The organism is Janthinobacterium sp. EB271-G4-3-2, assembly GCF_020858035.1.
In the GTDB taxonomy this organism is placed as follows: domain Bacteria; phylum Pseudomonadota; class Gammaproteobacteria; order Burkholderiales; family Burkholderiaceae_D; genus Janthinobacterium; species Janthinobacterium aestuarii.
Window position 1 is genome coordinate 320,695 of the sequence record NZ_JACYMG010000005.1, and the last position, 26,693, is coordinate 347,387.

Annotated in this window: 25 protein-coding genes and 2 tRNA genes; 16 read left to right on the forward strand and 11 right to left on the reverse strand. The window is 63.9% G+C overall.

Going from position 1 to position 26,693, the window contains the following annotated elements; all coding sequences use genetic code 11:
• Positions 1–135: 135 nt before the first annotated feature.
• The 5 genes from ftsH to IGS55_RS13700 all read left to right on the forward strand — a co-directional run bounded on the left by ftsH (position 136) and on the right by IGS55_RS13700 (position 4,669).
• Positions 136–2,016 carry an ATP-dependent zinc metalloprotease FtsH gene (gene ftsH, locus IGS55_RS13680; RefSeq protein WP_077402824.1) on the forward strand — a complete coding sequence of 627 codons (1,881 nt, stop codon included), beginning with the start codon at positions 136–138 and terminating at the stop codon, positions 2,014–2,016.
• Between the two features lie 115 nt (positions 2,017–2,131).
• Positions 2,132–2,965, forward strand: coding sequence for a dihydropteroate synthase (folP, locus tag IGS55_RS13685; protein WP_230517560.1), 834 nt, complete (start codon positions 2,132–2,134; stop codon positions 2,963–2,965).
• Between the two features lie 39 nt (positions 2,966–3,004).
• The gene (gene glmM, locus IGS55_RS13690) at positions 3,005–4,342 is read left to right on the forward strand and encodes a phosphoglucosamine mutase (RefSeq protein WP_072454632.1); all 1,338 of its coding nucleotides are present in this window, start codon (positions 3,005–3,007) and stop codon (positions 4,340–4,342) included.
• 81 nt (positions 4,343–4,423) lie between these two features.
• Positions 4,424–4,500: transfer RNA gene (locus tag IGS55_RS13695), tRNA-Pro, on the forward strand.
• Positions 4,501–4,594: 94 nt separating this feature from the next.
• Positions 4,595–4,669, forward strand: a tRNA-Arg gene (locus tag IGS55_RS13700).
• A gap of 81 nt (positions 4,670–4,750) precedes the next feature.
• Here the strand turns inward: IGS55_RS13700 and IGS55_RS13705 are convergent.
• From IGS55_RS13705 to IGS55_RS13715, 3 genes are all read right to left on the reverse strand, one after another.
• Positions 4,751–4,930, reverse strand: a complete 180-nt coding sequence (locus tag IGS55_RS13705; protein ID WP_034757449.1) for a hypothetical protein — start codon at positions 4,928–4,930, stop codon at positions 4,751–4,753.
• Positions 4,931–5,090: 160 nt separating this feature from the next.
• Positions 5,091–5,657 carry an FxDxF family PEP-CTERM protein gene (locus IGS55_RS13710; protein ID WP_230517561.1) on the reverse strand — a complete coding sequence of 189 codons (567 nt, stop codon included), beginning with the start codon at positions 5,655–5,657 and terminating at the stop codon, positions 5,091–5,093.
• Between the two features lie 321 nt (positions 5,658–5,978).
• Positions 5,979–6,530, reverse strand: coding sequence for a GbsR/MarR family transcriptional regulator (locus IGS55_RS13715; protein WP_230517562.1), 552 nt, complete (start codon positions 6,528–6,530; stop codon positions 5,979–5,981).
• A 139-nt stretch (positions 6,531–6,669) separates the two neighbouring features.
• On the opposite strand from IGS55_RS13715, the gene cydD reads away from it, so the two are divergent.
• The 5 genes from cydD to cydX all read left to right on the forward strand — a co-directional run bounded on the left by cydD (position 6,670) and on the right by cydX (position 12,992).
• On the forward strand, positions 6,670–8,352 hold the full coding sequence (cydD, locus tag IGS55_RS13720) for a thiol reductant ABC exporter subunit CydD (protein ID WP_230517563.1): 1,683 nt from the start codon (positions 6,670–6,672) through the stop codon (positions 8,350–8,352).
• Positions 8,349–10,031, forward strand: a complete 1,683-nt coding sequence (locus IGS55_RS13725) for an amino acid ABC transporter ATP-binding/permease protein (RefSeq protein ID WP_230517564.1) — start codon at positions 8,349–8,351, stop codon at positions 10,029–10,031. Before cydD ends, IGS55_RS13725 begins: the two co-directional genes overlap by 4 nt.
• Before the next feature lie 67 nt (positions 10,032–10,098).
• Complete coding sequence (locus tag IGS55_RS13730; protein ID WP_230517565.1) at positions 10,099–11,676, forward strand: cytochrome ubiquinol oxidase subunit I; 1,578 nt, start codon at positions 10,099–10,101, stop codon at positions 11,674–11,676.
• Positions 11,677–11,689: 13 nt separating this feature from the next.
• Complete coding sequence (cydB, locus tag IGS55_RS13735; RefSeq protein WP_230517566.1) at positions 11,690–12,844, forward strand: cytochrome d ubiquinol oxidase subunit II; 1,155 nt, start codon at positions 11,690–11,692, stop codon at positions 12,842–12,844.
• A 22-nt stretch (positions 12,845–12,866) separates the two neighbouring features.
• Positions 12,867–12,992, forward strand: a complete 126-nt coding sequence (gene cydX, locus IGS55_RS13740; protein ID WP_070258990.1) for a cytochrome bd-I oxidase subunit CydX — start codon at positions 12,867–12,869, stop codon at positions 12,990–12,992.
• Positions 12,993–13,072: 80 nt separating this feature from the next.
• Here cydX and IGS55_RS13745 read toward each other — a convergent pair whose 3' ends face one another.
• The gene (locus tag IGS55_RS13745; RefSeq protein ID WP_230517567.1) at positions 13,073–13,252 is read right to left on the reverse strand and encodes a hypothetical protein; all 180 of its coding nucleotides are present in this window, start codon (positions 13,250–13,252) and stop codon (positions 13,073–13,075) included.
• Positions 13,253–13,416: 164 nt separating this feature from the next.
• On the opposite strand from IGS55_RS13745, the gene IGS55_RS13750 reads away from it, so the two are divergent.
• On the forward strand, positions 13,417–14,136 hold the full coding sequence (locus IGS55_RS13750; RefSeq protein WP_230517568.1) for a hypothetical protein: 720 nt from the start codon (positions 13,417–13,419) through the stop codon (positions 14,134–14,136).
• A gap of 2 nt (positions 14,137–14,138) precedes the next feature.
• Here the strand turns inward: IGS55_RS13750 and IGS55_RS13755 are convergent, their stop codons facing one another.
• Both IGS55_RS13755 and IGS55_RS13760 read right to left on the reverse strand, forming a co-directional pair.
• A complete protein-coding gene (locus IGS55_RS13755; protein ID WP_139092482.1) occupies positions 14,139–14,513 on the reverse strand; it encodes a DUF1294 domain-containing protein in 375 nt (124 codons plus the stop codon).
• Between the two features lie 59 nt (positions 14,514–14,572).
• Positions 14,573–15,139, reverse strand: a complete 567-nt coding sequence (locus IGS55_RS13760) for a methylated-DNA--[protein]-cysteine S-methyltransferase (protein ID WP_230517569.1) — start codon at positions 15,137–15,139, stop codon at positions 14,573–14,575.
• A 94-nt stretch (positions 15,140–15,233) separates the two neighbouring features.
• Between IGS55_RS13760 and IGS55_RS13765 the strand changes: the two genes are divergently transcribed.
• A complete protein-coding gene (locus tag IGS55_RS13765) occupies positions 15,234–15,983 on the forward strand; it encodes a nucleotidyltransferase domain-containing protein (RefSeq protein ID WP_230517570.1) in 750 nt (249 codons plus the stop codon).
• Here IGS55_RS13765 and IGS55_RS13770 read toward each other — a convergent pair.
• Positions 15,980–18,214 (reverse strand): TonB-dependent siderophore receptor, encoded by a 2,235-nt coding sequence (locus IGS55_RS13770; protein ID WP_230517571.1) that lies wholly within the window; start codon positions 18,212–18,214, stop codon positions 15,980–15,982. The two genes, IGS55_RS13765 and IGS55_RS13770, sit on opposite strands and share 4 nt — an antisense overlap.
• Before the next feature lie 325 nt (positions 18,215–18,539).
• Between IGS55_RS13770 and IGS55_RS13775 the strand changes: the two genes are divergently transcribed.
• Positions 18,540–19,400, forward strand: coding sequence for a hypothetical protein (locus IGS55_RS13775; RefSeq protein WP_230517572.1), 861 nt, complete (start codon positions 18,540–18,542; stop codon positions 19,398–19,400).
• A gap of 3 nt (positions 19,401–19,403) precedes the next feature.
• Here the strand turns inward: IGS55_RS13775 and IGS55_RS13780 are convergent, their stop codons facing one another.
• The 4 genes from IGS55_RS13780 to IGS55_RS13795 form a co-directional block, all read right to left on the reverse strand.
• Positions 19,404–19,802 (reverse strand): bacteriohemerythrin, encoded by a 399-nt coding sequence (locus IGS55_RS13780; protein WP_070304367.1) that lies wholly within the window; start codon positions 19,800–19,802, stop codon positions 19,404–19,406.
• A gap of 203 nt (positions 19,803–20,005) precedes the next feature.
• The gene (locus IGS55_RS13785) at positions 20,006–20,161 is read right to left on the reverse strand and encodes a hypothetical protein (RefSeq protein ID WP_219328335.1); all 156 of its coding nucleotides are present in this window, start codon (positions 20,159–20,161) and stop codon (positions 20,006–20,008) included.
• A gap of 151 nt (positions 20,162–20,312) precedes the next feature.
• Complete coding sequence (locus tag IGS55_RS13790; RefSeq protein WP_139143467.1) at positions 20,313–20,498, reverse strand: hypothetical protein; 186 nt, start codon at positions 20,496–20,498, stop codon at positions 20,313–20,315.
• A gap of 111 nt (positions 20,499–20,609) precedes the next feature.
• A complete protein-coding gene (locus IGS55_RS13795; RefSeq protein WP_230517592.1) occupies positions 20,610–22,988 on the reverse strand; it encodes a PepSY domain-containing protein in 2,379 nt (792 codons plus the stop codon).
• A 330-nt stretch (positions 22,989–23,318) separates the two neighbouring features.
• Here IGS55_RS13795 and IGS55_RS13800 point away from each other — a divergent pair, with 330 nt between their 5' ends.
• From IGS55_RS13800 to IGS55_RS13810, 3 genes are all read left to right on the forward strand, one after another.
• Complete coding sequence (locus tag IGS55_RS13800; protein ID WP_230517573.1) at positions 23,319–24,419, forward strand: branched-chain amino acid aminotransferase; 1,101 nt, start codon at positions 23,319–23,321, stop codon at positions 24,417–24,419.
• A gap of 67 nt (positions 24,420–24,486) precedes the next feature.
• Complete coding sequence (locus IGS55_RS13805) at positions 24,487–25,203, forward strand: ribonuclease T2 family protein (protein WP_230517574.1); 717 nt, start codon at positions 24,487–24,489, stop codon at positions 25,201–25,203.
• Positions 25,204–25,284: 81 nt separating this feature from the next.
• A complete protein-coding gene (locus tag IGS55_RS13810; protein WP_230517575.1) occupies positions 25,285–26,691 on the forward strand; it encodes an MFS transporter in 1,407 nt (468 codons plus the stop codon).
• The last annotated feature ends 2 nt before the right edge of the window (positions 26,692–26,693 follow it).

The following is a 26,693-nucleotide window of genomic DNA, read 5'->3' on the forward strand; positions in this document are numbered from 1 at the left end:
TACTGCATTTTTTTGCGTGAACGCGATTTTTTCGCGCGCACGGATCGGCGGGCTTTGGCACGGCCCGCTTATTGCGAGTAAAATCGTGTTTCTAGCTATAGGTAAAGAGATGCGCACTGCATCCAAGGAGTCTTCGTGAATAACATGTTTTCCAAATCTGCCATCTGGGTAGTCGTATTGCTGCTGTTGTTCATGCTGTTCAAGCAATTCGACAGTCATGGCGCCACAGGCGGCAGCAAGGCCATCGCTTATTCCGATTTGCTGGATGAAGTCAAAGCCAAGCGCGTCAAGGATGTCGTGATCGAAGGTTCGTCGATCACCGCCAAGCTGATGGACGACACCAAGGTGCGTACCACCGCCACCAGTCTCGACAAGGGCCTGATCGGCGACCTGCGCGACAATGGCGTGCATTTCGATGTGCGTCCGCCTGAGGAAGCGTCTTTCCTGCAAACTATTTTTGTTTCCTGGTTCCCCATGCTGCTGTTGATCGGCGTGTGGGTCTTCTTCATGCGTCAGATGCAAGGCGGCGGCAAGGGCGGGGCATTCTCGTTCGGCAAGTCGAAGGCGCGCATGATGGATGAAGCCAGCAACACCGTCACCTTCGCCGATGTCGCCGGTTGCGACGAAGCGAAAGAAGAAGTCAACGAAGTGGTCGACTTCCTCAAGGACCCGAGCAAATTCCAGAAACTGGGCGGCCGCATTCCCCGCGGCGTGCTGATGGTCGGTCCTCCTGGCACGGGTAAAACCTTGCTGGCGCGCGCCATCGCCGGCGAAGCCAAGGTACCGTTCTTCTCGATTTCCGGTTCCGACTTCGTGGAAATGTTCGTCGGCGTGGGCGCAAGCCGCGTGCGCGACATGTTTGAAAACGCGAAAAAGCATTCGCCGTGCATCATCTTCATCGATGAGATCGACGCTGTCGGCCGTCACCGCGGTGCCGGCATGGGCGGCGGCAATGACGAGCGCGAACAGACCTTGAACCAGTTGCTGGTCGAGATGGACGGTTTTGAAGCGAACTCCGGCGTGATCGTCGTGGCCGCCACCAACCGCGCCGACGTGCTCGACAAAGCCTTGCTGCGTCCGGGCCGTTTTGACCGCCAGGTCTCCGTCGGCTTGCCCGATATCCGCGGCCGTGAACAGATCTTGAACGTGCACATGCGCAAAGTACCTATCGGTACCGACGTGAAAGCCGATATCCTGGCCCGAGGCACCCCTGGTTTCTCGGGCGCGGACCTGGCCAACCTGGTCAACGAGGCAGCCCTGTTCGCGGCACGCCGCAGCAAGCGCCTGGTGGAAATGGCTGACTTCGAAGATGCGAAAGACAAGATCTACATGGGTCCTGAGCGTAAATCGATGATCATCCGCGAGGAAGAGCGTCGCAATACGGCTTACCATGAGTCCGGTCACGCCGTCGTCGCCAAGCTGCTGCCGAAGGCCGATCCCGTGCATAAAGTCACGATCATGCCGCGCGGCTGGGCTCTGGGCCTGACGTGGCAGCTGCCGGAACACGACAATCTGTCCGCCTACAAGGACAAGATGCTGGAAGAAATTTCCATCCTGTTCGGTGGCCGTATCGCCGAAGAGATTTTCGTGGGGCAAATGTCCACCGGCGCGTCGAACGACTTCTCGCGTGCCACCAAGCTGGCCCGCTCCATGGTGACCCGCTTCGGCATGTCCGACAGCATGGGCGTGATGGTCTACGAAGACAGCGAAAACGAAGGTTTCTTCGGTGGCGCCACCAAGACGATCTCGGAAGCGACCCAGCAAAAGGTCGACGCTGAAATCCGCAACATTCTCGACAAGCAATATGCTTTGGCGCGTACCTTGCTGGAAAGCAACCGCGACAAGGTCGAAATGATGACCAAAGCCTTGCTGGAATGGGAAACCATTGATGCAGAGCAAATCAATGACATCATGGCCGGCCTGGAGCCGCGTCCACCGAAAGTTATTCCGCCACGCCGCAATGCGGGCGACAGCGGCACGGGCGGCATCTCGCCAAACGTGACGGCACCGGCCTGATAACGGCCGCCCCGACCGGCGGCGCGCAAGGGTATGGCCAGAACGAGGGTAAGGAGCGATCCTTGCCCTTTTTCGTTGCCGCAGCAGTTTTTTCCTGACGACTACAAAGATTCACATGCGACACTATTTGCAATTCGGCCGTTTCGGCTTCAACCTGCAGGGCACGCAGGCGCTGGTGATGGGCATCCTGAACATCACGCCCGACTCGTTTTCCGATGCGGGCCAGTACCAGCACCTGGAATTTGCCATCTCGCGCGCCGAGCAGATGATTGTTGACGGGGTCGACATCATCGATATCGGCGGCGAATCGAGCCGCCCCGGCGCGCCGCCGCTGCCGCTGCAGGACGAGCTTGCGCGCGTCATGCCGGTGCTGTACGCCTTGCGCGACTGCGGCAAGCCCCTGTCCGTCGACACGTACAAGCCCGAAGTGATGCGCGAAGCCATCCTGGCGGGCGCCGACATGATCAACGACATCAACGGTTTCCGCGCGCCGGGCGCCATTGAAGCCGTGCGGGACAGCGACTGCGCGCTGTGCATCATGCACATGCAAAGCGTGCCGCAAACCATGCAGGACCAGCCGCAGTACGAAGACGTGGTGCGCGAAGTGATGACCTTCCTGCGCGAGCGCATCGACACGATGACGGCGGCCGGCATCGCACGCGAACGCCTGTGCGTCGATCCCGGTTTTGGCTTTGGCAAGACGGTGGAACAGAACTATGCCTTGCTGCGCGCCACGCGCCAGTTGCGCGGCGAACTGAACCTGCCTGTGCTGGCCGGGCTGTCGCGCAAGTCGATGATCGGCGCCGTCACGGGACGTTCCGTCGAGCAGCGCCTGGCCGGCAGCGTTGCCGGTGCGCTTGCTGCGGTAGCGCAAGGTGCGGAAATCATCCGTGTGCATGATGTGGCGGAAACCGTCGATGCACTGAAGGTATGGCGCATGGCGCACTGAGCCTGTAAGATTTATTATAAACAACAAAAAGAGAAAACTATGACGCGTAAATATTTTGGCACCGATGGCATTCGCGGCCTCGTGGGCACTGCTCCGATCACCCCCGATTTCGTCATGCGCCTCGGCTATGCAGCCGGCAAGGTGCTGGCCAAGTCGCAAGGCGGCAAGGCGCGCCCGACCGTGTTGATCGGCAAGGACACGCGCATTTCCGGCTATATGCTGGAAGCGGCGCTGGAAGCGGGCCTGTCGGCTGCCGGCGTGGACGTGATGCTGGCCGGCCCCATGCCGACCCCGGCGATCGCTTACCTGACGCGGGCGCTGCGCCTGGCGGCCGGGGTCGTCATTTCCGCCTCGCACAATCCGTACCATGACAATGGCATCAAGTTCTTTTCCGGCCAGGGCACCAAGTTGCCTGACAGCGTGGAACTGGAAATCGAGGCGGCGCTCGACGAACCCATGGCTTGCGTGCCATCGGACAAGCTGGGCCGCGCCAAGCGCCTGGATGACGCCCAGGGCCGCTACATCGAATTTTGCAAGAGCACCTTCCCGAACGAGCTGGACTTGCGCGGCCTGAAGATCGTCGTCGATTGCGCGCATGGCGCCGCCTACCATATCGCTCCGCACGTGTTCCATGAGCTGGGTGCGGAAGTCATCGCCATCGGCAACAAGCCCGACGGCTTCAACATCAATGCGGGCTTCGGCGCCACGGCGACCAAGGCCATGGCCGAAGCCGTCGTCGAGCACGGTGCGGACCTGGGCATCGCGCTCGATGGCGACGCCGACCGCCTGATCATGTGCGATGCCACGGGCCGTATGTACAACGGCGACGAGTTGTTGTACGTCATGGTCAAGGACCGTCTGGCGACGGGCCCCGTGGCCGGTGCCGTCGGCACGTTGATGACGAATATGGCGCTGGAAGTGCTGTTCAAGCAGCAGGGTATCGGCTTTGCGCGCGCCAAGGTGGGCGACCGCTACGTGCTGGAAGTCATGAAGGAAAAGGGCTGGATACTGGGCGGCGAAGGCTCGGGCCATTTGCTGTGCCTGGACCGCCACACGACGGGCGACGGCATCGTCTCCGCGCTGCAAGTGTTGTCCGCGCTCAAGCGCAGCGGCCAGAGCCTGCAGCAATGCCTGGCCGAACTGGTGCTGTTCCCGCAAACCCTGATCAACCTGCGCGTGGCGCCCGGTTTCGACTGGCAGAAAAATGCCGCCATGGTGGCCGAGAAAGAACTGGTCGAGGCCGAGCTGGGCGACACGGGCCGCGTGCTGATCCGCGCTTCGGGCACGGAACCGCTGATCCGCGTGATGGTGGAAGCGAAGGACAAGGAAAAGGCCGAGAGCATGGCGCGCCGCATCGCCGATAAAGTTGGCGCTTAAGGGGCAGGGGCGATAGTTATTTCCATCTAATTCGTCTATGGCAATTGACGAAATTGGGTGGGGGCGTTATTATCTTGTCTTCGGAGTGTGGCGCAGCCCGGTAGCGCACCTGGTTTGGGACCAGGGGGTCCAAGGTTCGAATCCTTGTACTCCGACCAAAGTCATAAGCGGGCTGTCAGAAATGACAGCCCGTTTTCTATTTCGCGCTGGCATTTCATTGCTGGCGCGCATGGATTAAAATACTGCACCTTTCCGCCCATCGTTCAACGGATAGGACAACGGTCTTCTAAACCGTGAATGGGGGTTCGATTCCCTCTGGGCGGACCAGCTCATGCTGGTCATGCATGCGACAGCCTGCCGCATTGCCATCACTTTTCATCTCTGTTCATCGCTGGCATGCAAGCCGTGTCACGGCTGCGCAAACAGCACCACGCTCAGCAAATACAACAGCGGCGCCGCGCACAGCAGCGCCGAGCATGCCGAAATGATTTTCCTGTTGGCCAGTCGGGCCAGGCGCAGCCGTTCCCGCACAGGCAGATGCTGGCGGATCACGCTGCGCGCGCGTGGCTGAAACGGTTGTTCATGCATGAGTACTCCCTCGTCGGTCAGCAGTGGATGCCGTCGAGCATAGCGAGGAGAGTCTAAAGATGGTGTAAAAAGCGGGACTTTCGCCGCAAGCGCGGCGTAAACAGGCCGCTGGCGCTGAGGGCGGCAGCGGGCGCCGGTGCGCCGCTGCCGCAGATGAGGCTTACTTTCCCTGGCGGCGGCGCGCCATGAAGCCCAGCAGACCCAGACCGGCGAGCAGCATGGCATAGGTTTCAGGTTCCGGCACGGCGGAAATGAAAGCCCGGTAGTTGCTCAGATCCTTGGGCAGACCCGAGATCGTGAAGGTCGTGCCGGCAGCCACGGGAGCGGCCCAGTGGAACACCAGTTCGCCTTGGCCGAAGTGGATGGCCAGGTAATCATAGGCGGCCGCGCTCGTGTACGAATTGACGCCGCCGCTCACGTCTGCCGTGGTGCCGGCAGTGCAGCCCGAGGTGGCGCTTTCACAAAACGACACGGCGGCGCCCAGGCTGGTGCCGAACACGCCATTGATATAACCCTGGATGTCCGAGGGATCCTGTGGCACCAGATTGTCGTCATAATATTTCACCTGCAGTGCCGGCGATGGCGAATAAGTGACGGTGCTGCCATCAATGACAAAACCGCTGGCCGGGCCCACATCCACCCAGGTGGCGGCTTGGGCCGCACTTGCCAGTACGGTCATTGCGGCCAGCATGGATGCCCTGATGGCAATGCTCTTTACGCTTTTCATGAAAATCCCCTTGTGCTTGAGACAGTCGCTTCATAGTGTTGGGAGGCCGTCCCTGCATACCGGGGAAGTCATCCCATTGCCCGTTTTTAGCTGCTTTTAGTTCTTTCCTGCACGTAGCGAGTACGCAAATGCAAGCTTACTCTTGATGTAAATTAATACAATTTAAATAATACTATTGGTTTTGTTGACAACATCGCATACGGCTATGTCCGCTTGTGTTATCGATAGGCAACATGACGTCAGGAAATGGCGTGACAAGGCGCGCCAGCTTGTGCTAGCGGCGTCTCGGCTTTTTTGGGGAGGTGAGGCGAGGCGGGTGCTTCAGTCGTTGTTGTTGCTGACGCCAAACAGGCGATCCTTAGCGTTGAGCAACTTTTGTACCTTGGCGCCCATTTTCATCAGCTGCGCCATCGATTCGGGCGACAGGCGCTGCAAGTCGTCGAACCAGGTATTGGCCAGGTCGACCAGTTCATACATTTCGCGCATGCGTTCCTGCGCATATTGATCCACCGGTTCCGTGGCCGGCGCCAGCAGCGCTTCGCGCAGCACCGTCAGGGTAGGCGCCACTTCGCGGCGGCGGCGCTCGGCGGCCACCACGCGGAAGATTTGCCACACATCGCCCAGCGAGGAAAAATACTCGCGCCGGTCGCCAGGGATGCGCGACTGGCGGATCAAGCCCCAACCCTGCAACTCCTTCAGGCCGATGCTCACGTTCGAGCGTGAAAAACTCAGGTGTTCCGCGATTTCATCCGCGTGTAAAGGGTGCTCCGCGACAAATAACAAGGCGTACACTTGACCCACGGTACGGTTAAAGCCCCAGCGGCTGCCCATCTCGCCGAAATGGCTGACGAAGGTCAGGATCAGCGGCGTCATTTGGATATGTTGAGTTTTCATAATTATCTGAATTTTTTCACGCCATACTGGTGGGGTCAATTGATATATGTCATGTTTCGCAGTATTATACAAAATATCGAATTTACAGAAAATTCTGAAAACTCAAGAAGTATAGAAGATGCCGACCACGCCCTTGTCCTTGCCCCGCTTTATTCTTCCCCGTCTCCCCAGCCTGGCGCAAGGCGGCGCCGCCTTGCTGTGGCTGCCGCAAGCGGCCTTGCTGGCCTGGGCCGTGCAAGCCATGCAGGGCGGCGCACCCTGGCGCGCGGCCCTGCTGCCGGCCGCCGGCGTGCTGCTGCTGGGCGTGCTGCGCGCCGGCTGCGAAGCGTGGGGCGCGCGGCGCATGTATGCGGCGGCGCGCGCACACCTGTCCACCTTGCGCGCGCAAGTGGCGCAGGCGCTGGCGCAGCGTTCGCCGCTGGACCGCCAGCGTGCCCAGTCGGGCCAGGCGGCCAGCGTCATTGCCGAGCAGGCCGAAGCCATCGTGCCGTATCTGGTGCGCTACAAACCCGCGCGCTGGAAAGTCATGCTCGTGCCGCTCGTGATCCTCGCCGTGGTGACGCCGCTGTCGTGGATCGCCGCCTTGATCCTGCTCATCGCCGCCCCTTTGATTCCCGTCTTCATGGCGCTCGTCGGCATGGGCGCGCAAGCGGCCAGCCGCGCGCAGATGGTGGAAATGGGCAGCATGAATGCCTTTCTGCTGGACCGCCTGCGCGGCCTGGCCACCTTGCGCGCGCTCGACGCCGTCGACGCCACGGCCGAACGGCTCGATGCCTCGTCGCAATCCGTGCGCCGGCGCACGATGGTGGTGCTGCGCATCGCCTTTTTGTCGTCCGCCGTGCTGGAACTGTTTTCCGCGCTCGGCGTGGCCATGGTGGCGGCCTTCATCGGTTTCTCTCTGCTGGGCAGCATCAATTTCGGCACCTGGGGCCGCGAGCTGGGCCTGGGGCAGGGCTTGTTCATCCTGCTGCTGGCCCCCGCGTTCTTCGAACCGCTGCGCGAACTGGCCGCCGTCTGGCACGACAAGGCGGCCGGCGAAGCGGGCCTGGCCGGTTTGCACGACCTGGCGGCCAATGGCGTGCCCCTGCCTGGCGCCAGCGTGAAAGTCGCGGCCGTTTCCGCCGCCGCCATGGCCGTGGCGGCGGCGCCCGCCGTGGAACTCCGGCAACTGCGCTTTGCCCATCCCGGCGAGGCGCCCGTGTTCGACGGCTTCGACCTGACCGTGCGCGCCGGCGAACACGTGGCACTGCTGGGCGCCAGCGGTGCCGGCAAGACCACCTTGCTGTCCCTGCTGGCCGGCTTGCTGCCCGCCAGCGGCGGCGACATCCGTATCGGCGGCGTGCGCCTGACCGACAGCACGGTCAACACCTTGCGCCAGCGCATGGCCTGGATGGGACAGCGTCCGCACGTGTTTGCCGCTTCCGTCAGCCAGAACGTGACCCTGGGCCGCGTTGGGGCGAACGCCGCGCAGGTGACGCAGGCGCTGCACCTGGCCGACCTGGCCAAGGTGGCGCAGGCGCAGCCGGCCGTCATGCTCAGCGATGGCGGCCAGGGCTTGTCCGGCGGCGAAGCCGTGCGCCTGGCCCTGGCCCGCGTGGCCCTGCATCCGCATGCGGATTTGCTGCTGGTCGATGAACCGACGGCCCACCTGGACAGCGAAACGGCGGCGCGCGTGACGGACGCCTTGCTGGCACTGGCGAAGGGCAAGACGATGATCGTCGCCACGCACGACCCCGTGCTGGCCGCCCGGCTGCAGCGCACGGTGCAGGTCGCTGCTCCGACGCAGGAGTTGAGCGCATGAAAAACTCACTTAGCTTGAACCCCGTGCTGCGGCAATTGCTGCTGGCCCAGCCCCGCAAGCTGATCGCGGGCGCCTTGCTGGCGGCCCTGACGGCGGTGGCCGGCATGGCCTTGCTGGGCTTGTCCGGCTGGTTTATCACGGCCACGTCGATTGCCGGCCTGCACGCCTCGACGGCCATCGTCTTCGACGTCTTCGGCCCGTCGGCCGGCATCCGTCTGCTGGCCATCGGCCGCACGGGTTCGCGCTATGCGGAGCGCCTCGTCACGCACGACGCCACGTTCGCCGCGCTGGCCAGCATCCGCGTGCGCCTGTTCCGTGGCTGGTCGCGTCCGGAAGCGGCCGGCCGCTTGCTGCGCCAGCCCGCCAAGCTGCTGTTCCGCCTGACGGCCGATATCGACGCGCTCGAATCGCTGTACTTGCGCCTGCTCGTGCCCGCCTTCACGGCCCTGTGCGCGGCCCTGTTGGCCGGGGTGGCGCTGGGCGTCATGCAGTGGCAGCTGGGCCTGGGCCTGGCCGTGTGGTTGCTGGCCGCCGGTGGCGGCATCAGCTGGCTTGTGGCGCGCGGTGCCCGTCGTCCCGCCATCGTGCGCTCGCGCGCCATCGAAAAACTGCGTTCCGGCACCATCGACCTCGTGGCAGGCCAGACGGATCTCGTGATGGCGGGCCGCGTCGGCGCCCAGTGCGCGGCGCTGGGGCAGATCGACCGTTCGCTGGCGCAAGCCGATTTTGCCCTGCTGCGCCTGGAAACGGCGGCCGGCGCCGCGTATGGCGTGGCCGGCAGCGCGACTCTGGCTGGCGTGCTGCTGGCCGTGGCCGTGCTGGTGGAACAGCAAACGATGAGTTTGCCGCTGGCGGCCCTGGCCCTGCTGATCGCCCTGACGGCCGTGGAGCCGTTCGCCGGACTACGCCGCGGCGCGCTGGAAGCGGGGCGCATGCTGCTGGCCATGCGCCGCCTGGCGCCGCGCCTCGATGTTGAAGAGATCGCTGCGCCGCCTGTCGACGCCGCACCGGGCCTGCGCCTGGAACACGTCAGCGCCGCGCATGCGGGCAGCAATATTGCCATCTTGCATGACGTATCGCTGCACATCGCGCACGGCGAGCGCGTCGCCTTGATCGGCCCCAGCGGCGCGGGCAAGTCGACCTTGCTGGCCATCGCCGCGCGCGAGCTTGCGCCCTTGTCGGGCACGGTGGCCGCGCCGCGCGCCTGCCTGTTCACGCAGAAGACGGAATTGTTCCAGGACAGCTTGCGCGACAACTTGCGGCTGGCCGACCCGTCCGCCAGCGATGCACAGCTGTGGGCGGCGCTGCAATCGGCCGGCCTGGACGACGAGGTGCGCGCGTTTGCGGGCGGCCTCGACACCATGCTGGGCGAGGGCGGCCTGGGCTTGTCGGGCGGCCAGGCGCGGCGATTGGCGCTGGCGCGGCTGTTCCTGCATGCATCGACCTTGTGGCTGCTGGACGAAGCGACGGAAGCGCTCAATGCGCAGACGGCGATCGATGTGCTGCAGCGCCTGTGCGCCCGCAGCGAAGGGCGCAGCTTGCTGATCGCCACCCACTTGCGGCGCGAAGCGGCGCTGGCGGACCGGCTGCTCAGCCTGCGCGATGGCTACATCGTGGGCGACGCGCGGCGTGGCACGGATGCCTTCGAGACTGCTCTGGCGGGCTTGCGGGGGGACTGACGGGCAACCGGTCAGTATTGGAAAGGTAGCAAGTTTACACACAGTAGGGTAACACCAAGGAAATCATATGGACTTCGATATTGTCGCTTTATCCAGACTGCAGTTCGCGCTGACAGCTCTGTACCACTTTATATTCGTTCCGCTGACGATCGGCCTGTCAGTGCTGCTCGCCATCATGGAGACGGTCTACGTGATGACGAACCGTCCCATCTGGCGCGACATGACCAAGTTCTGGGGTGTCTTGTTCGGCATCAACTTCGCCATGGGCGTGGCGACGGGCGTCGTCATGGAATTCCAGTTTGGCATGAACTGGAGCTATTACAGCCATTATGTGGGCGACATTTTCGGCGCGCCGCTGGCCATCGAGGGCTTGATGGCTTTCTTCCTGGAAGCGACCTTCGTCGGCCTGTTCTTCTTCGGCTGGGACAAGCTGTCGAAGCGGGGCCATCTGGTCACGACCTGGCTGGTGGCCATCGGCTCGAACTTCTCGGCCCTGTGGATACTGATCGCCAACGGCTGGATGCAAAATCCCGTCGGCGCGGCCTTCAATCCACAGACCATGCGCATGGAAGTGACGGATTTCGGCGCCGTGCTGACGAACCCCGTGGCGCAGGCGAAATTCGTGCACACGGTGTCGGCCGGGTACACGGCAGCATCGATTTTCGTGCTTGGTATTTCCGCCTGGTATCTGCTGAAGGGCCGCCATGTGCAACTGGCCAAGCGCTCGATGACGGTGGCCGCCTCGTTCGGCCTGGCCGCGACCTTGTCGGTGGTGGTGCTCGGCGATGAAAGCGGCTATCTGTCGTCGGAACACCAGAAGATGAAACTGGCCGCCATCGAAGCCATGTGGACAACGGAGCCGGCGCCAGCCGCCTTTACGGCCATCGGTTTCCCCGACGCGAAAGCGCGCGAGACGCATTACGCCGTGCACATCCCGATGGTGATGGGCTTGATCGGCACGCGTTCGCTGACGACGGAAATTCCCGGCATCGAGCAACTGGTCGACCGCGGCGAGTTGCTGATCCAGGATGGCATCAAGGCGTATGACGCGCTGCAAACCATCCGCAGCGTGGCGCCAGGCGCGCCCGTGCCGCAGGACGCGAAGGACGTGTTTGAATCGAAAGGCCAGTCCATGGGCTATGCCTTGCTGCTGAAACGCTATGTCGACGACCCGCGCCAGGCCACGCCCGAGCAGATCCGCAAGGCCGCGCTCGATACCGTGCCGCCCGTGGGACCCTTGTTCTGGTCCTTCCGCGTGATGGTGGGCCTGGGCATGTTCTTTATTTTGCTGACCGGCACGTTCTTCATCCTGTCGACGCGCCGCACGCTGGACAAGCACCGCTGGCTGCTGAAGCTGGCCGTGTTCGCCATCCCGCTGCCGTGGGTGGCCATTGAGGCGGGCTGGATCGTGGCCGAAGTGGGCCGCCAGCCGTGGGTCATCGAAGGCGTGCTGCCGACGGCCGTGGCCGTCTCGAACCTGGGCGCGACGACCTTGCTCATCACCATTGCCGGCTTTGCCGCTATCTATACCGTGCTGTTGATTATTGAAATGAAGCTCATGCTCAAGGCCATCCGCAAGGGGCCGGAAGAGACGGCGCCGGCCCCCGTGCCAGCGGCCGCAGCCATTCATACTCAACGCGCCTGAGGAGGACCAGACCATGATTTTGCATGAAATGATTTCGTATGAAACCCTGCGCCTGATATGGTGGCTGCTGATCGGCATCTTGCTGGTGGGCTTTGCCATCACGGACGGCTTCGACCTGGGCACGGGCATCCTGCTGCCGTTCGCCGGCAAGACGGACCTCGAGCGCAGAGTCATCATCAACAGTATCGGCCCCGTGTGGGAGGGTAACCAGGTGTGGCTGATCCTCGGCGGCGGCGCCATCTTTGCCGCCTGGCCGCAGCTGTACGCCGTCTCGTTCTCGGGCTTTTATCTGGCCATGTTTGTCATCCTCGTGGCGCTGATCGTGCGTCCCGTGGCGTTCAAATTCCGCAGCAAGCGCGAAGATCCGCGCTGGCGCGCCCGCTGGGATGCGGCCCTGTTCGTGGGCGGCTTCGTGCCGGCCCTGATCAGCGGCGTGGCGATCGGCAACGTGCTGCAGGGCGTGCCGTTCCGTTTCTCGCCGGACATGCACATCTTCTATGACGGCACTTTCTTTGCGCTGCTCAACCCGTTCGCCTTGCTGTGCGGCCTCGTCTCGGTGGCCATGCTGGTGATGCACGGCGCCACCTGGCTGCAAGTGAAAACGGACGGTGCCGTGGCTGAACGCTCGCGCCGCTACGGCAGCGTGGCGGCAATCGCCACCGTCGTGCTGTATGCGCTGGCCGGCGTGGCCCTGTGGCTGTGGGTCGATGGCTACCGCGTCACCAGCGCCGTCGTCACCGATGGCCCGTCGAACCCCATGCTGAAAACGGCGCAAGTGCACGTGGGGGCCTGGTTCCTCAATTTTGCCGCCCATCCGTGGACCTGGATCGCCCCTGCGCTGGGCTTGCTTGGCCCCTTGCTGGCGTTCGCCTTGCTGCGCACGCGCCGCGAAGTGCCCGCCTTGCTGGCCAGCGCGGCGGGTATCGCCGGCATCATCCTCAGCGTGGGCGCGGCCATGTTCCCGTTTATCCTGCCATCGTCGATCGACCCGCGCGCCAGCCTGACGGTGTGGGATTCCTCGTCCAGCCACATGACCCTGTTCATCATGCTGGTCGTCACGGCCGTCTTCATTCCCCTCATCGTGGCGTACACGACGTGGGTGTATAAAGTGCTGTGGGGTAAGGTTGACGGCAAAGCCATCGAAGACGACAGCGGTCACGCCTACTAAGAATTTACGAAAGGAATTAACTATGTGGTATTTCGCCTGGATACTGGGTCTGCCGCTGGCGGCGACCTTCGCCGTACTCAATGCGATGTGGTATGAAATTGCCGATGGCGACACGACGCCCGAGCAATACCGCGACACGCCGAAGTAGTCGCGTGCCGGCCTGACTTGCCCCGCCCGGCGCTTGCGTGCCTGGCGGGGCATTTTTATTCTGGATGCGGCCGGTGGCCGTCAGGCCGGCGCCTTGCTCGGCGGTTTCGGCACGGCAATGGCGATCGGGTCGCTGGCCGGAAAGCTTTCCTTGAGTGCTTCATCGAGGATTTCCTCGGCGTGGCTTTCGTTGGCCGGCGTAGGTGAATCGCGCTCAGGCGGCGGGGCGGGTGCTGTCGCGGCGTTGGTGCTCGAATGCATGATGATCTCCTCGCGGTGGTGCGCCATGCTGCCGAGGTGGCTGTGGCGCGTGCTGCTGTTTCCAGCCTAGCACATCGCGCAGGAATGGCGCGCCGGATGCGCCTGCCGAAGCGATGATGGCGGCGTCTGCTACACTGCGCTCCACTTTTATCGACGGAACCGCCATGACCTCCCTTTCCCTGCCATATCGCGCTACCGCACTTGACGCCTGTGCCTGGCTGGCGCAACAGACGGGCACGCCGTGGACCCTGGCGCTTCTGCTGGAGCAGGGCGGCTTGCCGTACGTCTGGCTCGATTACAGCGAAGCGTGGGCCGAGCTGTTCCATGACGGCGTGACGCGCTATGCGGCGCCCGTCGTGTTCATTGGCGACAAGCAGCACCTGGCTTCGGGCGCCGGCGATGTGTGGCTGCGTTTTACGCGCGATTCAAGCAACATCGCCATCGAACTGAAGGCGCCGGGACTGCGCGTGCCGCTGGACGGCTTGCATTTCCAGGAGCGCGATCTGTTGCGTTTGCTCAAGGAGTTGCAGCACCCGCAGCCGGCCGAAACGGAAGCGGAGAAGGCGCCCGTCGTTCTGCCCAGCGCCCTGAAGGGCCTGGGGCGCGAGCAGATATTGATGGCCTTTGCCGGTGTGGGCAAGGTCGACCTGGAGCAGGGGCTGGCCAGTGGCGTGGGCATTTTTGGCGACGATGGCGCGCGCGTGCGCAAGAATTCGCGCGGCGGCAAGAACAGCCACCTGTGGCATCCGGTGACCCTGGCATTCGGCCTGCACGACGTGCACCGCGTGCCGATGGCGCATCTGAAAAAGGCGTTCGCCACGCAACCGTTGCTGCGCGAATGGAAGGCGGACTGGCTGGAATCGCTGCGCCTGCTGGGCGAGTAGGCCTACAGCTCGATCGGTGCGACTTCCGTGCCGATATCGGGCGCCGCGTAATGCATGCTGAAATACACGAAGGCCCCGATATTGATGGCGACCGTGAGCCAGAACAGCACGCGAAACGAGCGCTTGCTGGATTTGTGGCGCAGCCATTGCTGGGCCAGTACGGCGCCGGGCCAGCCGCACAATAAGCCCAGCAGCAGCAAGGTGCGCTCCGACGTGCGCCAGCGGCCCTCTTTGGCGGCCGACTTGTCGATCGCATAGGCAACGAAGCAGCTCAGGCTCAGCACGCCATACACGAGGGCGACCAGGACGGGGATGTGGAAAAAGAATGTGGCCAGTAAATACAGAACGACAAAGAACAGGATGACAAGGTAGGGCATAGGATGTGTTTGCTTGAGCGAAGGGCGTCAGTATCCCACAAGGGGCGCCATGCCGCAGCCTAAAACAGACAGCCTTGCGCCGTATCGATCTGCAAGGCGCGGCGCCGGGCGTGCCCCGTCTTCAGCGCTTCGCGGTCGCTCGACAGGGCGATGCCTTCCAGCGCCAACAAGGTTTCCTTCGCATGCAGGCCGCCCGCAAAGCCCGTCAGCTCGCCCGTGGCGCCGATGACCCGGTGGCAGGGGGCGATGATGGAGATGGGATTCTTGCCGTTGGCGGCGCCCACGGCGCGCACGGCGGCGGGGCGGCCGATCTGGCGCGCGATCTCGCCATAGCTGCGCGTCTGGCCGTACGGTATCGTCAGCAGCGCGCGCCACACTTCCTGCTGGAATGGCGTGCCGGCAAAGTCGAGCGGCACGTCGAATTGCTGGCGCGTGCCGGCGAAATATTCAGCGAGCTGGCGCGCCGTTTCCTGCAGCACGGCGCAACCGTCATCGACGCGCATCGCACCCAGGCGCACCCTGTTCGGCTTGTCGTTTTCCCACAGGATGGCGGTCAGGGCTTCCCCGCGCGCCACCAGGGTCAGCTCGCCCACGGGCGAGGGCACCACGATGCAGTCGTATTCCATGTTTGTTCCTCGGTCAGATGGCGCCAGTGTAGCAGGATGGCGGCATGCCGCATATTGCGTGTAGGATGGCGTTTTTCGGCATGGAGCACAGGCTTTGACGACGATCCCCACTTATGACGCCATCCGCGCGATTGCCCTGCGGCTGGTGCACGAACGCTATCCCTCGGCCGTGGCGGCCATCATCGGCGGCTCGTTCGCCACGGGCCGGCAAACGGCCACTTCCGATATCGACTTGCTGCTGCTGTTCGACCACGTCGACTGCGCCTGGCGCGACACGCTCGTGGCCGAAGGACGCACGGTGGAACTGTTCGGGCACGACATGGCCACGTTCACGTATTTTTGCAAGGAAATGGATGCGCCTCGCGGCACGGTGCCGCTGGCGATGATGGTGGTCGAAGGGGAAAACATCGTCGCCGCCGGCGACGCTTACGCCCGGCTGCATGCGCTGGCGCAGGCCATCGAGACGGCAGGGCCGCCCGTGCTCGACGTGGAGAATCTGCAGCGCCGCCGCTATGCCATCACCACCGCGCTGGAAGACCTGGTCGACGGCACGCACCCGGGCGAGGCGCTGGCCGTCGCTTGCCAGCTGTACGAAGCGCTGGCCGACCTGCGCTTGCGCGCGGCCGGCGAATGGAGCGGCGGCGGCAAGCATCTGTTCCGGCGCCTGCAGACGTTCGACGCCACGATCGCCGCGCAGCTTGACGGTGCGCTGCGCCTGGTCGCCAGCGACTTGCCGGCCGGCCAGCGCGCCTTCGAGCAAGTCGCCGCCGCCGTGCTGGCGCCCGTGGGCGGTCCCTTGCTCGCCGGCTTTACCCTGCCCGCGCCCGCGCACTGGCGTGCTTAAAACGCCGTGCGCACGGACAGGCTGATGTTGCGCGGCTCGCCCCAGAACACGCCATCGAAGAAGCCCACGTTGCGGTAGTACTTTTTGTCGAGCAAGTTATTCACGTTCAGCTGCACGCTGGCGTGGCGGTTCAGCGCGTAGCTGGCCATGGCGTTGACCAGCGCATAACCGGCTTGCGGGATATTCGTGATCGCGTTCGATGGCGGACGGCCATACCACGATTCGCTGTAGGTGGCGCTTTGCGCCGTCATGCTGGCGCCCGCCCTCAAGCCGGCCAGCTTTCCGTCGAAACGGTAGCTGGCGGCCAGGCGCAGCAAATGGCGCGGCTGCGTGGTGGCGGCGCGGCGGCCATCGGCCTCGGCCGCGTGCAGATAGGTATAGCCGCCGCTCGCTTCCCAGGCGGGCGTGATCTGGCCGGAAACGTCGAACTCGACGCCCTTGGCCGTCACGCCTTTGCCATTGGCCACCATGGCCTGGCCGCCGTCGGGCAGCAAGAAGCCGGGCGGCACCGTGCGGTCGAGTTCCGCCAGGTTCTTTTTCTTCGTGTGGAACAGGGCTGCCGACGCGTTCAGCTTGCCTTCATAGAATTCCCCTTTGATGCCCAGCTCCGCATTGTCGCCCGTTTCCGGCGCCAGGAACTTGTTGTTGCGGTCCTTGCTCGATTGCGGGTTGAACAGCTGCGTGAAGCTGGCGTAAGCCGCATACTGCTTGTTGATGTCGAACACGGCGCCGACATAAGGCGTCACTTCATTGCGCGTCTCGGCAAAGTCGCTATTGTCCGTGTGTACGCCGCGCGTATCGTAGTTGCGCGTGTCCGTGCGGTAAGTGCTCGTGCGCGCGCCGATGATGACGTGCAGCGGGTCGGCCAGGCTCAAACGCGTGGCGACATAGCCGCCCGTCAGGCGCGTGACGGTTTCCGAGTGCGAACCGTCCGGATGGAAGACGGGGCGGGGAATGTTGCCCGTCCAGCTGCGGTAATCGGGAACGAAGGCCGGGTAATCGATGTCCGCCTCGCCTCCCAGCGAACGGGCGCGCTGGTTGCCGCCGTTCCAGCCGACGATGGCCGTATGCTTGCGCCCCAGCAAGGTGAACGGGCCGCTGGCGTACAGGTCGAAATTGTCGTTGGTGGTCTTGCCCGGGCCATAGGCGCCCGTCCACAGGAGCATGCCTGCGCCCGTGGCCGGGTCTGGATGGCCGCCGCCCGCATAGGCGACGGTGGTGCGGTTCGTGCTTTCCGTGCGCGCGTAGCCCAGATGCATATTCCAGTTGCCGGGCAGGCGCTGGTCCAGCGACGTGAACAGCGTGTGCTGCTTGTTGGCCCAGGTGCTCCATGGCGTCGTGAAACTGGTGTTGCGCGGCAAGTTCGCCAGGCTGCCATCCGTATTCCAGTAAGGCACGGCACCCCAGGTGGCGCCCGTGGGCTTGTTGTTCTGGAAGTCGACACCGGCCGTCAGCAGGGTGCCGGGGCGCAAGTCCGCCTCGACGATGACCATACTGACCGTCTTGCGCTCGTGATACATGTCCAGGTAGGAATCGCGTTTTTGCCAGGCCAGGGCCGTGCGCGCCCGCACGCTGCCCTCCGCGTTCAGCGGCGTGGACAGGTCGGCCTCGAAGCGCTGGTCATCCCAGCGGCCCATGATCAGGCCGGCACTGGCCTGGAATGCCTTCGTTGGCCGCTTGCGTATCATGTTGATGGTGGCCGACGGGTCGCCCGTGCCGCCCATCAAGCCCGTGGCGCCGCGCACGACCTCGATGCGGTCGTACAAAATCGTGTCTTGCAGCGGCGCATTGCCGCCGCGCGCCATGCCGTCGATCTGGAGATTGTTGATGCCGAAGCCGCGTGCATAAAACCGCGTGCGTTCCGTGTCGTTCTGGCCCACCTGGATACCCGTCGTCTGCGCCAGCGCCTGGTCCAGCCGCACGGCGCCCAGGTCGTCGAGCAGTTGGCGCGTGATGACGCTGACCGATTGCGGCGTCTCGCGCGAAGTCAGCTCCATGCGCGTGGCGCTGCGCGCTTCGCCTGCCGTGTACGACTGCGTGCCTTCCGTCGTCGCCGTCGACTGGCCCAGCACGGTGACGGCCGGCATGGTGACGTCGGCCGCGGCGGCGTCGGCAGCCTGTGCCGGCAGGGCCGCGCCGGCCGCAAGGCTCAGCAGGGCAAGGTGTAACAGATGGGGGAGGGGGCGCAAGGCGGGCTGGCGCGAAGAAGGGAGGACTGTCGTTGATTGCATCATTTTCCTGGAATATTTTTAGTCGTGTGTGTTCCTATCTCGTCTGGCGAGGTGCGCAGTAGCTGGGGGGATGGCGTGACGCTGGCCCGTGGTCTGGCTTGGATAGCAGTTCCACCGCAAGGCCCGGCGCGGACGGGCAGTGGAAAGGAAAGGCGCGCGATTCCCGTCAATTTATTGAATAGGAATCATTATCAATATAGGTGGTATTTGCCAAATAATCAAGCGTGCGCACCAAAACTGTGCAGAAAGCCCATGGCGGCGTAACGTCTGGCCTTCTGCGATAATGCAGGCGCTGACAAAATATTTTCCTCATTGAAAGAAATGCATGCGTACATGGATCGCTTGTGCCGGATGGTTGTGTGTCGTGTCGCTGGGCCAGGCCCAGGACCACGCGGCGCCGCCGGCTGTTCCCGCGCCGCTGCAAAGCGCCAGCGTGCCGCCCGCCGCCGATACCGTGTCGCCACCCCTTGCGCCAGCCACATCCGCAGCGTCGGCGCCCGAGGTAACGGCGCCCGCCGAGGAAGCCTTGCCTGCGCAAACGGTGACGATCACGGCCAGCAGCGACGCCAAGGCGCCGCGCGTGCGCTTCACGGCTTACCGCGAGAGTTATCTGACCGCCAGGAAAGTGTGGCAAGTGTCGAGCGGCAGCGTGGTCATGGCCCTGCGCCTGATTCCTGCCAAGCTGAGCGCCACCATCGACGACGTGCGCGTGGCCTTGCAAGGCAATGGCGCGCCCATGCCGATCAAGGTGTCCGACGGCGGCGTGTTTGTCGTGCCGCTCAACGACGATATCGCCGCGCAAGATGGCACTTTCCTGGTGAACAAGGGCAGGGGCGAGCTGACGGCGAATATCGTGCTTCAGCCCGCCGTGGCGCGCGATGCGTGGAACGTCACGCGCGTGGGGCAAGTCTTGCACGACGCCCGGCGCGCCGTGCGGGCCATCACGCCGTGGTACAAGCGGCCGTTCGCCAGCGACGTGCAATCGCTGGCCTTTTGCGCGGCCGAGCGGGGCAGTGCCTTGCAGTTGATGGATGGCGAGCAATTGATTGCCACCTTGCCCATGAACGAAGCGGCCGTCAACGACATCAACCAGCCCGTGTTTTGCAAGATTTTCGATGGCGAAGACAAGTACCCGGGACACTACCGCGTGGTCATGCCCGAGCAGGCGACGGTGCTGTTGCTGTAGAGGCTAGTTGGGCTGGCGCTGCACCAGTTCCAGCGCCGCCGCCAGGGCCAGGTCCATGGTGGCCTGGTGGAAGATCAGCCATTGCGGCAACAGCGACAGCGCATGGCGTCCCTGTTCCAGGTCGCCTTCATCGACGGCGGCCCAGGCATGGTGCAAGCCGCTGAGCACGCGCGCATGCTGTTCGCGGTGGTTGGCCAGCGAGGGAAAAGCGATTTGTTCCATCAAATCCTCTTCCTCGCGGAAATCGCGTTCGACGGCCGCAATCAGCTCGCGAAACGCCACGCTGAAATGCTGGTCGCCCAATTGCTGCAGCCGCGCCAGCTCCTGAAACAGCGCCTCATGCGCCTCGTCGATGACGGGAACACCCAGCGCCATCTCATCCTTCCAATGCGATTTACCCATGCCGATGCTCCCGGTTAAGTCCGTCGCGGTGCGAAGCGGACTGTTCCAGTGTGGACGCAGCCACGCTTCAAATCCATGACCTGGATCAAAAATATGCTGAAGAGGGGGAGGGCTGAGGCACTGAGAAATGAAGGAAAATGGGGAACAAATCCCCATCCGCAATATAGCGGTTTTCCTCGATGCGACGTGTTACCGAGCGCGTATTATTGCTTGGGCCAATGACTCCACATGGCATGCGCATCGACATTGGGCACCTGCAACTGCTGCCCGGCGGATAGCTGCATCGTATCCCTCAACACGAGGGGCGCAAGCATCAGGGCCGACAGGGCAAGGCAGGCCAGCACTTTGAGCGTCAACATGGTCGTCTCCCGGTGTCCCGGCGGCGGCGCGGGGATGCGGCGCCTGCCGGTCACTTCCTTATGTACTACCATGCTTGCAGTTTAGTTCATCTGGTCGTAACTTCAACTTATTGCTGTGGTGCACTGCACCAGTTCGCCCGCTGCCAGCGGCCTATTTTGCCTTGCGGCTGCGCCGTGGCTTGCTTGCGGGAGGCAGGAAGGAATCGAACCACACTTGCGTCAACTGCCGCGTATTTTTCGCCGCCTCGCGCTTGACGGCGGCCGTCGCATGGCCGCGCGCCGTGTTGGCGATGCGGTTGGCCGCGCTCAGGTACATGCTCATCCAGGGGTTTTTCATGACTAGCCTCGCAGGCAGTGGGTGGGGATGACTCCACTCTAGTCCGATGGCGGGCGCTGTCCGTGCGCCTGCCCACATAGCCGGGCGGTACTGGCGATAGGCTGAGGCAGATCAATACACGTCGCGGCGGTAGCGTCCGGCCGCCAGCAGGGCGTCGACGCCATCCTGGCCCAGCACTTCTTGCAGTACAGCATCGATACCTGTGGCCATGCCTTGCAGGCTGCCGCACACGTAGACGATGGCGCCTTGCGCCAGCCACTCGCGCAGCTCGTCAGCGTTGGCGCGCAGGCGGTCCTGCACGTATTGCCGGGTTTCACCATCGCGCGAAAAGACCTTGTCCAGGCGCGCCAGGTGGCCAGCGTCTAGCCAGCCTTGCAACTCTTCGCCGCAGACGCTGTCAAAAGCTTGCTGGCGCTCGCCGAACAGCAGCCAGTTGCGGGCCAGCCCCGCCCGCTGGCGCGCGCGCAGGTGGGCACGCAGGCCTGCCAGGCCGGAACCGTTGCCGATATAAATGCAGGGCACATCGACCAGGGCGGGCGCGAAGGCGGGATTGGCTTGCAGGCGCAAGCGGATGGGACCGCCCAGAGGGGCGAAACGCGTGAGCCAGCCGGAACAGACGCCAAATCCCTGGTTGTCCTCGCCCGCATGGCGTTCCTGGCGCACCAGCAACTGCAGTTCGCCATCGGACGGCAGCGAAGCGAGCGAATAGCTGCGGGGCGCGTGGTGGGTATGGTCTGCATCGCCATCGCTGCCATCCGCGTTGCACCCGATGATTTCGGCCAGCGCGCCCGCTTCCCAGGTGGCGCCGGCAGGACCCGTCAAGGTGATTTCATGCAATTCGCCGCCCAGGCTGCCCGGGTTGAGCAGCACGCGGCGCGCCAGGCGCCACTCGGCATACGACGCTTCTTCCTGTACGCCGATGGCGTCGATGGCGCTGCCGCTGCAGCGGGCCAGCGCTTGGGACCAGCCGGCCAGGGCGGCGGGGTCGTGCTTGTCCACTTCGATCAGCGGGAATAACGGATGGGCGCCCAGCGCTTGCAATTGCTGCGCCAGCGCATGGCCAAAACCGCAGAAGGCGCTGTAATGGCGGTCGCCCAGGGCCAGCATGCCGAATTCCAGGCCCGCCAGCGGCGTGCCCGATGTTGCGTGCAGCAGGCGCGCGAAGCGGCGCGTGCCGTCCGGCGCCTCGCCTTCGCCAAAGGTGCTGGCGACGATCAGGGCCCGTTCGTACTGGCGCAATTGCGCGGGATCAAACCGGTCCAGCGACCGCACGTCGACGGCGCCCCCGGCCTGCTGCAGGGCGCGCGCGCTTTCCAGGGCCAGGCGCTCGGCCTGTCCCGACTGGCTGGCGTAGGCGACGAGGGTGGGCAAGCCGGTATTTTGCTTGTCCGCTGCGCCGGCGCCCAGCAGCGCGCGCTGCGCCTGCACGGCCCGCTTGGCTTTGCGGCGGCCCAGGTACAGCATCCAGCCCGTGATGGCGAACAGGGGCAGGGCCAGGCTGGCCAAGGTGACGATGATGCGGCCGGGCAAGCCAAAATACGTGCCCATGTGCAGCGGATAAATGATGTTGACGAGGCGCGAGCCCAGCGCCTGCTGGCCGTACGGTTCGTTTTCCGTGACCGTGCCATCGGCCGGCGCAATGCTCATGCGGCCGCGCGCCCGCTCGTGCGGCGCGTCGCTGGCCAGCCACGTGAATTGCACGGCTTCGCCGGCGCGCACGGGCAGGCGCACGCTGGCCAGCGTCCAACCGGCGGCGTGCCGCTGGAAGCTGGTCCAGGCCAGGCTGATGTCGGCGGCCGGCGTCTTCTCCTTGCCGCCGCCTTTTTTCGCGGGCGCCTGTGCCATCCTTGGCGGCTTGCCGGCCCAGGCGTCGATATTGTCGCGCACCACGTCATAGCTCCAGTAAATGCCCGTCAGGGTCAGCGCCACGTAGACGACCAGGCACCAGGTGCCGGCCACGGCATGCAGATTCCACAAAAACGAGCGGCCCTTCAGGGCGGGATCGAAGGTCAGCCATGTGCGCCAGTCCAGCGGACGGCGGGGCCAGCGCAGATACAGGCCCGACAATGCCAGGCCCAGCAGGCACAGCGCCAGCGCCCCCGCCACTTGCCGGCCCGGATCGCGCGGCAGCAGCAGCCAGCGGTGCAGCGATTCCGTCCACTCGAAAAATTCCGCACCCGCCAGCGCAGGCTGGGTCGCGCCCGTGTACGGATGCATATAGATGGACTCGCCGCGCCGCTGGCCGTTCTTCGGCGCGAAGAACAGCCGTGGCGCCGTGCCCGCTTGCGCATACATGGTGATCGAGGCCACGCGCTGGCCGTGTTCGGCTGCGGCAATGCTACTTAACTGGGCCGGCGTCAGCGGGGCCCGCGTTTCCACGGGTACATGGCGCACGCCGGGGTTCATGACATCAAGTAACTCATCCTTGAAGGCCAGGGTGGCGCCGCTCAGGCCAATGATCACGAGCACCGTGCCGGCAGTGATGCCGATAAACTAGTGCAATTGAAACCATACCTGCTTCCAGGTCCAGTGCCAGCGCCGTTGTTGTGGGGCGGCGCTTGGCTGACGCACTGCGGACACGGCGTCGGTGCTGGCGCGCAACTGGGGGAGGGAGGAAGTGGTCATGGCGGCTTTCGATAGCGCCGCTATGCAGTGCGTCAGGCATGGCGGGAAGAAGGAAGGCTGACATTTTAACGCAAACGAGAATCATTCGCAAATGATGGCAGCCTGTGTTCACGAGGCGGGCGCCATCCCCGTTTGCCTGATCGGGCGTCATAGGCGCTACAATAGGGATACTGTTCACTAGTTCCCATTGCCGCCATGACCACTTCCACACCGAATCTCGTCGTCACCCCGTCCGCCCACCCCTTGTCCGACGCCGAGCGCGCCGCGCGCATGGTCAATCCCGCCTTTGGCCGCATCTTTACCGACCACATGGTGGTGATTCCTTACCGCGACGGCAAGTGGCAGCAGGGCGAACTGAAGGCTTACGGCCCTTTGACGCTGGACCCATCCGCCTCGTCCCTGCACTACGGCCAGGCCATCTTCGAAGGTTACAAGGCGTTTGCCCAGCCGGACGGCAGCATCAAGACTTTCCGCCCGGAACAAAACGCGGAGCGCTTCAACCGCAGCGCCGCGCGCCTGGCCATGCCGGCCATTCCTGTCGAGCTGTTCCTGGAAGCGGGCGACGCGCTGATTGCGCAAGACCGCAACTGGGTGCCGAAGAATACGGGCGAGAGCCTGTACATGCGTCCGCTGATGATCGCTACCGACCCGTACCTGGGCGTGCGTCCATCGGAAGAATACCTGTTCGTGCTGTTCGCCTCGCCGGCCGGCGCCTACTTCCCGAAAGGCGTGAAACCCGTCACCGTGTGGATCAGCGAAGACTTCGTGCGCGCCGCGCCGGGCGGCACCGGTGAAGCCAAGTGCGCGGGCAACTACGCGGCCAGCCTGATGGCCCAGTCGCAAGCGCAAGAGAAAGGCTGCGACCAGGTCGTGTGGCTGGACGCCGTGCACCGCGAGTTCATCGAGGAAATGGGCGGCATGAATCTGTTCTTCGTCTACAAGGATGGCGAAAAGATCACCGTCGTGACGCCGGAACTGACGGGCACCTTGCTGCCAGGTATCACCCGCCGCAGCCTGCTGGAAATGGCAAAAGACCTCGGCTACGCGACGGAAGAGCGTAAATTGTCCGTCCAGCAATGGCGCGACGATATCGCCTCGGGCCGCATGACGGAAGTGTTCGCCTGCGGCACGGCCGCCGTCATCACGCCGGTGGGCGTGGCCAAGGCCAACGGCTTTGAAATGACCATCAACAACAATGAAAACGGCGCCGTCACCCTGGCCCTGCGCGAAGCGCTGCTGGGCTTGCAGCATGGCACTGCCGCAGACACCCACGGCTGGATGCATAAAGTCTGTTAATGCATTTGTTTGACTGCTACCGCGCCGGCACCCAGTTGCCGGCGTTTTTATATCTTGAAGGAATACGATGAAAATTCGCTCTGTCCTGCCCGCGCTGGCCGCCGTTTTTCTCAGTCTGTCCGCTGGCGCCGTCCATGCGGCCGACGCCAGTTGCGCCATTCCGCGCAACGTCAGTTACTACGATTACGACGTCAAGCCGTCGGACGAGAAAAACACCTGCTACAAGCAAAGCACGAACGTGCCCACCGATTACTTCATGCTGGCGCTGTCGTGGTCGCCAGGCTTTTGCGACAGCCAGCGCCGCCGTGGCGCCGTGTCGAAAAAAGCGGCCTTCCAGTGCGCCGAGAGCAATCAGTTCGGCTGGATCGTGCATGGGCTGTGGGCGCAGTCGAACAATCCTGCCACGTGCGAAGACATTTCCGTGACGCCACCGCGCAAGACGGACATGCACCCGCGCTATTGCAAGGGCAATTTGCCGAAACTGGCGCCGTCCGACATCCTGCCCTACATGTGCATGCAGCCGGGCGAAGCCTTGCTGCAGGGCGAATGGGAAAAGCATGGCGCCTGCGATTTCGATACGGCGAAGGAATATTTCGAGAAGGAACGCGAACTGTTCCAGGCCTTGAAGTTGCCGGATTCCACCATGCCAAAGAATGAGCTGTTCCAGTGGATGAAGCAGCATAACCCGCAGCTGAAAGGCCGCTGGCTCGGCTATGAAAAGCACTCGGGAGAATTGCGCATCTGTTATTCGAAAGATTTCAAGGTGATCGACTGCCAGAAGTGATGGCGCCTGCCTGCCCGGCAGAGTCCGCCCATCCATGCTAGTGTATTGCCCGGATCAGCAAGATGAACAGGTAGTGTATTTATGCAGAAGCAGCACACGCAAGCCGTCATGGTAGGCGAGGACGGCTTGCCGCCGAATGCCCGTTTATGGGCCATGCTGGCGCTGGCCATCGGCGTGGGCATGGCCTCGCTCGATACGGCGATCGCCAACACGGCCTTGCCGGCCATCGCCAGCGAGCTGCACACGACGCCGGCCGCCTCCGTCTGGATCGTGAATGTCTATCAACTGGCCATGGTGGCGACCTTGCTGCCGTTCTCGGCACTCGGCGAAATCACCGGCTACCGGCGCGTGTTTATCTCCGGCATGTTTTTATTTACTTTGGCGTCGCTCGCCTGTGCGCTGGCCTGGTCCTTGCCGTCGCTGGTGGTGGCGCGCCTGTTCCAGGGCGTCGGCGCTAGCGCCATGATGAGCGTCAACACGGCGCTGCTGCGCGCCCTGTATCCGAAACATTTGCTGGGCCGCGCGTTTGGCAACAATGCGCTGGTGGTGGCCGTCGCGTTCGCCATCGGGCCCACGGCCGCGTCGCTGATCCTGGCGACGGCCTCGTGGCCATGGCTGTTCGCCATCAATGTGCCGCTGGGCGTGGCCGGCTTTTTCCTCGCCAGCCGCATGTTGCCGGCCACCAAATTGTCCGGCCACATCCTCGATGCGCGCACGGCGCTGTACAACGTGGGCGCCTTCGGCTTGCTGATCCTGTTGTTTGGCGACGCGGCCCATCACGCGGCCCTGTCGACCTTGCTGCCGGAACTGGTGGCCGTGGTGATTTTCTTTGTCTTGCTGCTGCGCCGCCAGGCGGGGCACGCTGCACCGATGCTGCCGATCGACCTGTTTCGCCGTCCATTATTCCTGCTGTCGTCGCTGACGGCCATTTGCACGTTCGCCGCGCAGGGGCTGGCCTTCGTCTCGCTGCCATTCTATTTTGAAGTGACACTGGGCCGCTCGCCCGTCGAGACAGGATTCCTGATGACGCCGTGGGCCGTGCTGGTGGCCGTGATGGCGCCCGTGGCGGGACGGCTGAGCGACCGGTATTCGCCGGGCGTGCTGGGCGGCATCGGCCTGGCGGCGCTGGCCGGCGGCTTGCTGACCCTGGTGTGGATCCCGGCGCACCCCAGCGTCTTTGATATCGGCTGGCGCATGGCCTTGTGCGGCATCGGCTTCGGTTTTTTCCAGGCGCCCAATCTGAAAGCCATCATGGGCAGCGCGCCGCCCGAGCGGGCCGGCGGCGCCAGCGGCGTGGTCGCCACGTCGCGCCTGATCGGGCAAGCCACGGGCGCGGCGCTGGTCGCGTACTGCTTTACCGTTTCAGCCAGCCGGGGCACGACGTATGCGCTGTGTCTGGCGGCAGGATTCGCCGCCGTGGCCAGCATCGCCAGCTTCTCGCGCCTGGTGGTGTCGCAGCCGGCGTGGCTGTCGGGCAAGGGCGGTTAAGT

Bases quoted from the DNA above. Each gene is read 5' to 3' on its own strand.
- IGS55_RS13755 (WP_139092482.1), bottom strand. From the start codon at position 14,513: ATGCCCTACCTTGTCATCCTGTTCTTTGTCGTTCTGTATTTACTGGCC.
- folP (WP_230517560.1), top strand. From the start codon at position 2,132: ATGCGACACTATTTGCAATTCGGCCGTTTCGGCTTCAACCTGCAGGGC.
- cydX (WP_070258990.1), top strand. From the start codon at position 12,867: ATGTGGTATTTCGCCTGGATACTGGGTCTGCCGCTGGCGGCGACCTTC.
- IGS55_RS13745 (WP_230517567.1), bottom strand. From the start codon at position 13,252: ATGCATTCGAGCACCAACGCCGCGACAGCACCCGCCCCGCCGCCTGAG.
- IGS55_RS13805 (WP_230517574.1), top strand. From the start codon at position 24,487: ATGAAAATTCGCTCTGTCCTGCCCGCGCTGGCCGCCGTTTTTCTCAGT.
- IGS55_RS13710 (WP_230517561.1), bottom strand. From the start codon at position 5,657: ATGAAAAGCGTAAAGAGCATTGCCATCAGGGCATCCATGCTGGCCGCA.
- IGS55_RS13750 (WP_230517568.1), top strand. From the start codon at position 13,417: ATGACCTCCCTTTCCCTGCCATATCGCGCTACCGCACTTGACGCCTGT.
- IGS55_RS13800 (WP_230517573.1), top strand. From the start codon at position 23,319: ATGACCACTTCCACACCGAATCTCGTCGTCACCCCGTCCGCCCACCCC.
- IGS55_RS13730 (WP_230517565.1), top strand. From the start codon at position 10,099: ATGGACTTCGATATTGTCGCTTTATCCAGACTGCAGTTCGCGCTGACA.
- IGS55_RS13705 (WP_034757449.1), bottom strand. From the start codon at position 4,930: ATGCATGAACAACCGTTTCAGCCACGCGCGCGCAGCGTGATCCGCCAG.
- IGS55_RS13790 (WP_139143467.1), bottom strand. From the start codon at position 20,498: ATGAAAAACCCCTGGATGAGCATGTACCTGAGCGCGGCCAACCGCATC.
- IGS55_RS13770 (WP_230517571.1), bottom strand. From the start codon at position 18,214: ATGCAATCAACGACAGTCCTCCCTTCTTCGCGCCAGCCCGCCTTGCGC.
- cydD (WP_230517563.1), top strand. From the start codon at position 6,670: ATGCCGACCACGCCCTTGTCCTTGCCCCGCTTTATTCTTCCCCGTCTC.
- IGS55_RS13725 (WP_230517564.1), top strand. From the start codon at position 8,349: ATGAAAAACTCACTTAGCTTGAACCCCGTGCTGCGGCAATTGCTGCTG.
- IGS55_RS13775 (WP_230517572.1), top strand. From the start codon at position 18,540: ATGCGTACATGGATCGCTTGTGCCGGATGGTTGTGTGTCGTGTCGCTG.
- IGS55_RS13780 (WP_070304367.1), bottom strand. From the start codon at position 19,802: ATGGGTAAATCGCATTGGAAGGATGAGATGGCGCTGGGTGTTCCCGTC.
- IGS55_RS13810 (WP_230517575.1), top strand. From the start codon at position 25,285: ATGCAGAAGCAGCACACGCAAGCCGTCATGGTAGGCGAGGACGGCTTG.
- IGS55_RS13785 (WP_219328335.1), bottom strand. From the start codon at position 20,161: ATGTTGACGCTCAAAGTGCTGGCCTGCCTTGCCCTGTCGGCCCTGATG.
- glmM (WP_072454632.1), top strand. From the start codon at position 3,005: ATGACGCGTAAATATTTTGGCACCGATGGCATTCGCGGCCTCGTGGGC.
- IGS55_RS13760 (WP_230517569.1), bottom strand. From the start codon at position 15,139: ATGGAATACGACTGCATCGTGGTGCCCTCGCCCGTGGGCGAGCTGACC.
- IGS55_RS13715 (WP_230517562.1), bottom strand. From the start codon at position 6,530: ATGACGCCGCTGATCCTGACCTTCGTCAGCCATTTCGGCGAGATGGGC.
- cydB (WP_230517566.1), top strand. From the start codon at position 11,690: ATGATTTTGCATGAAATGATTTCGTATGAAACCCTGCGCCTGATATGG.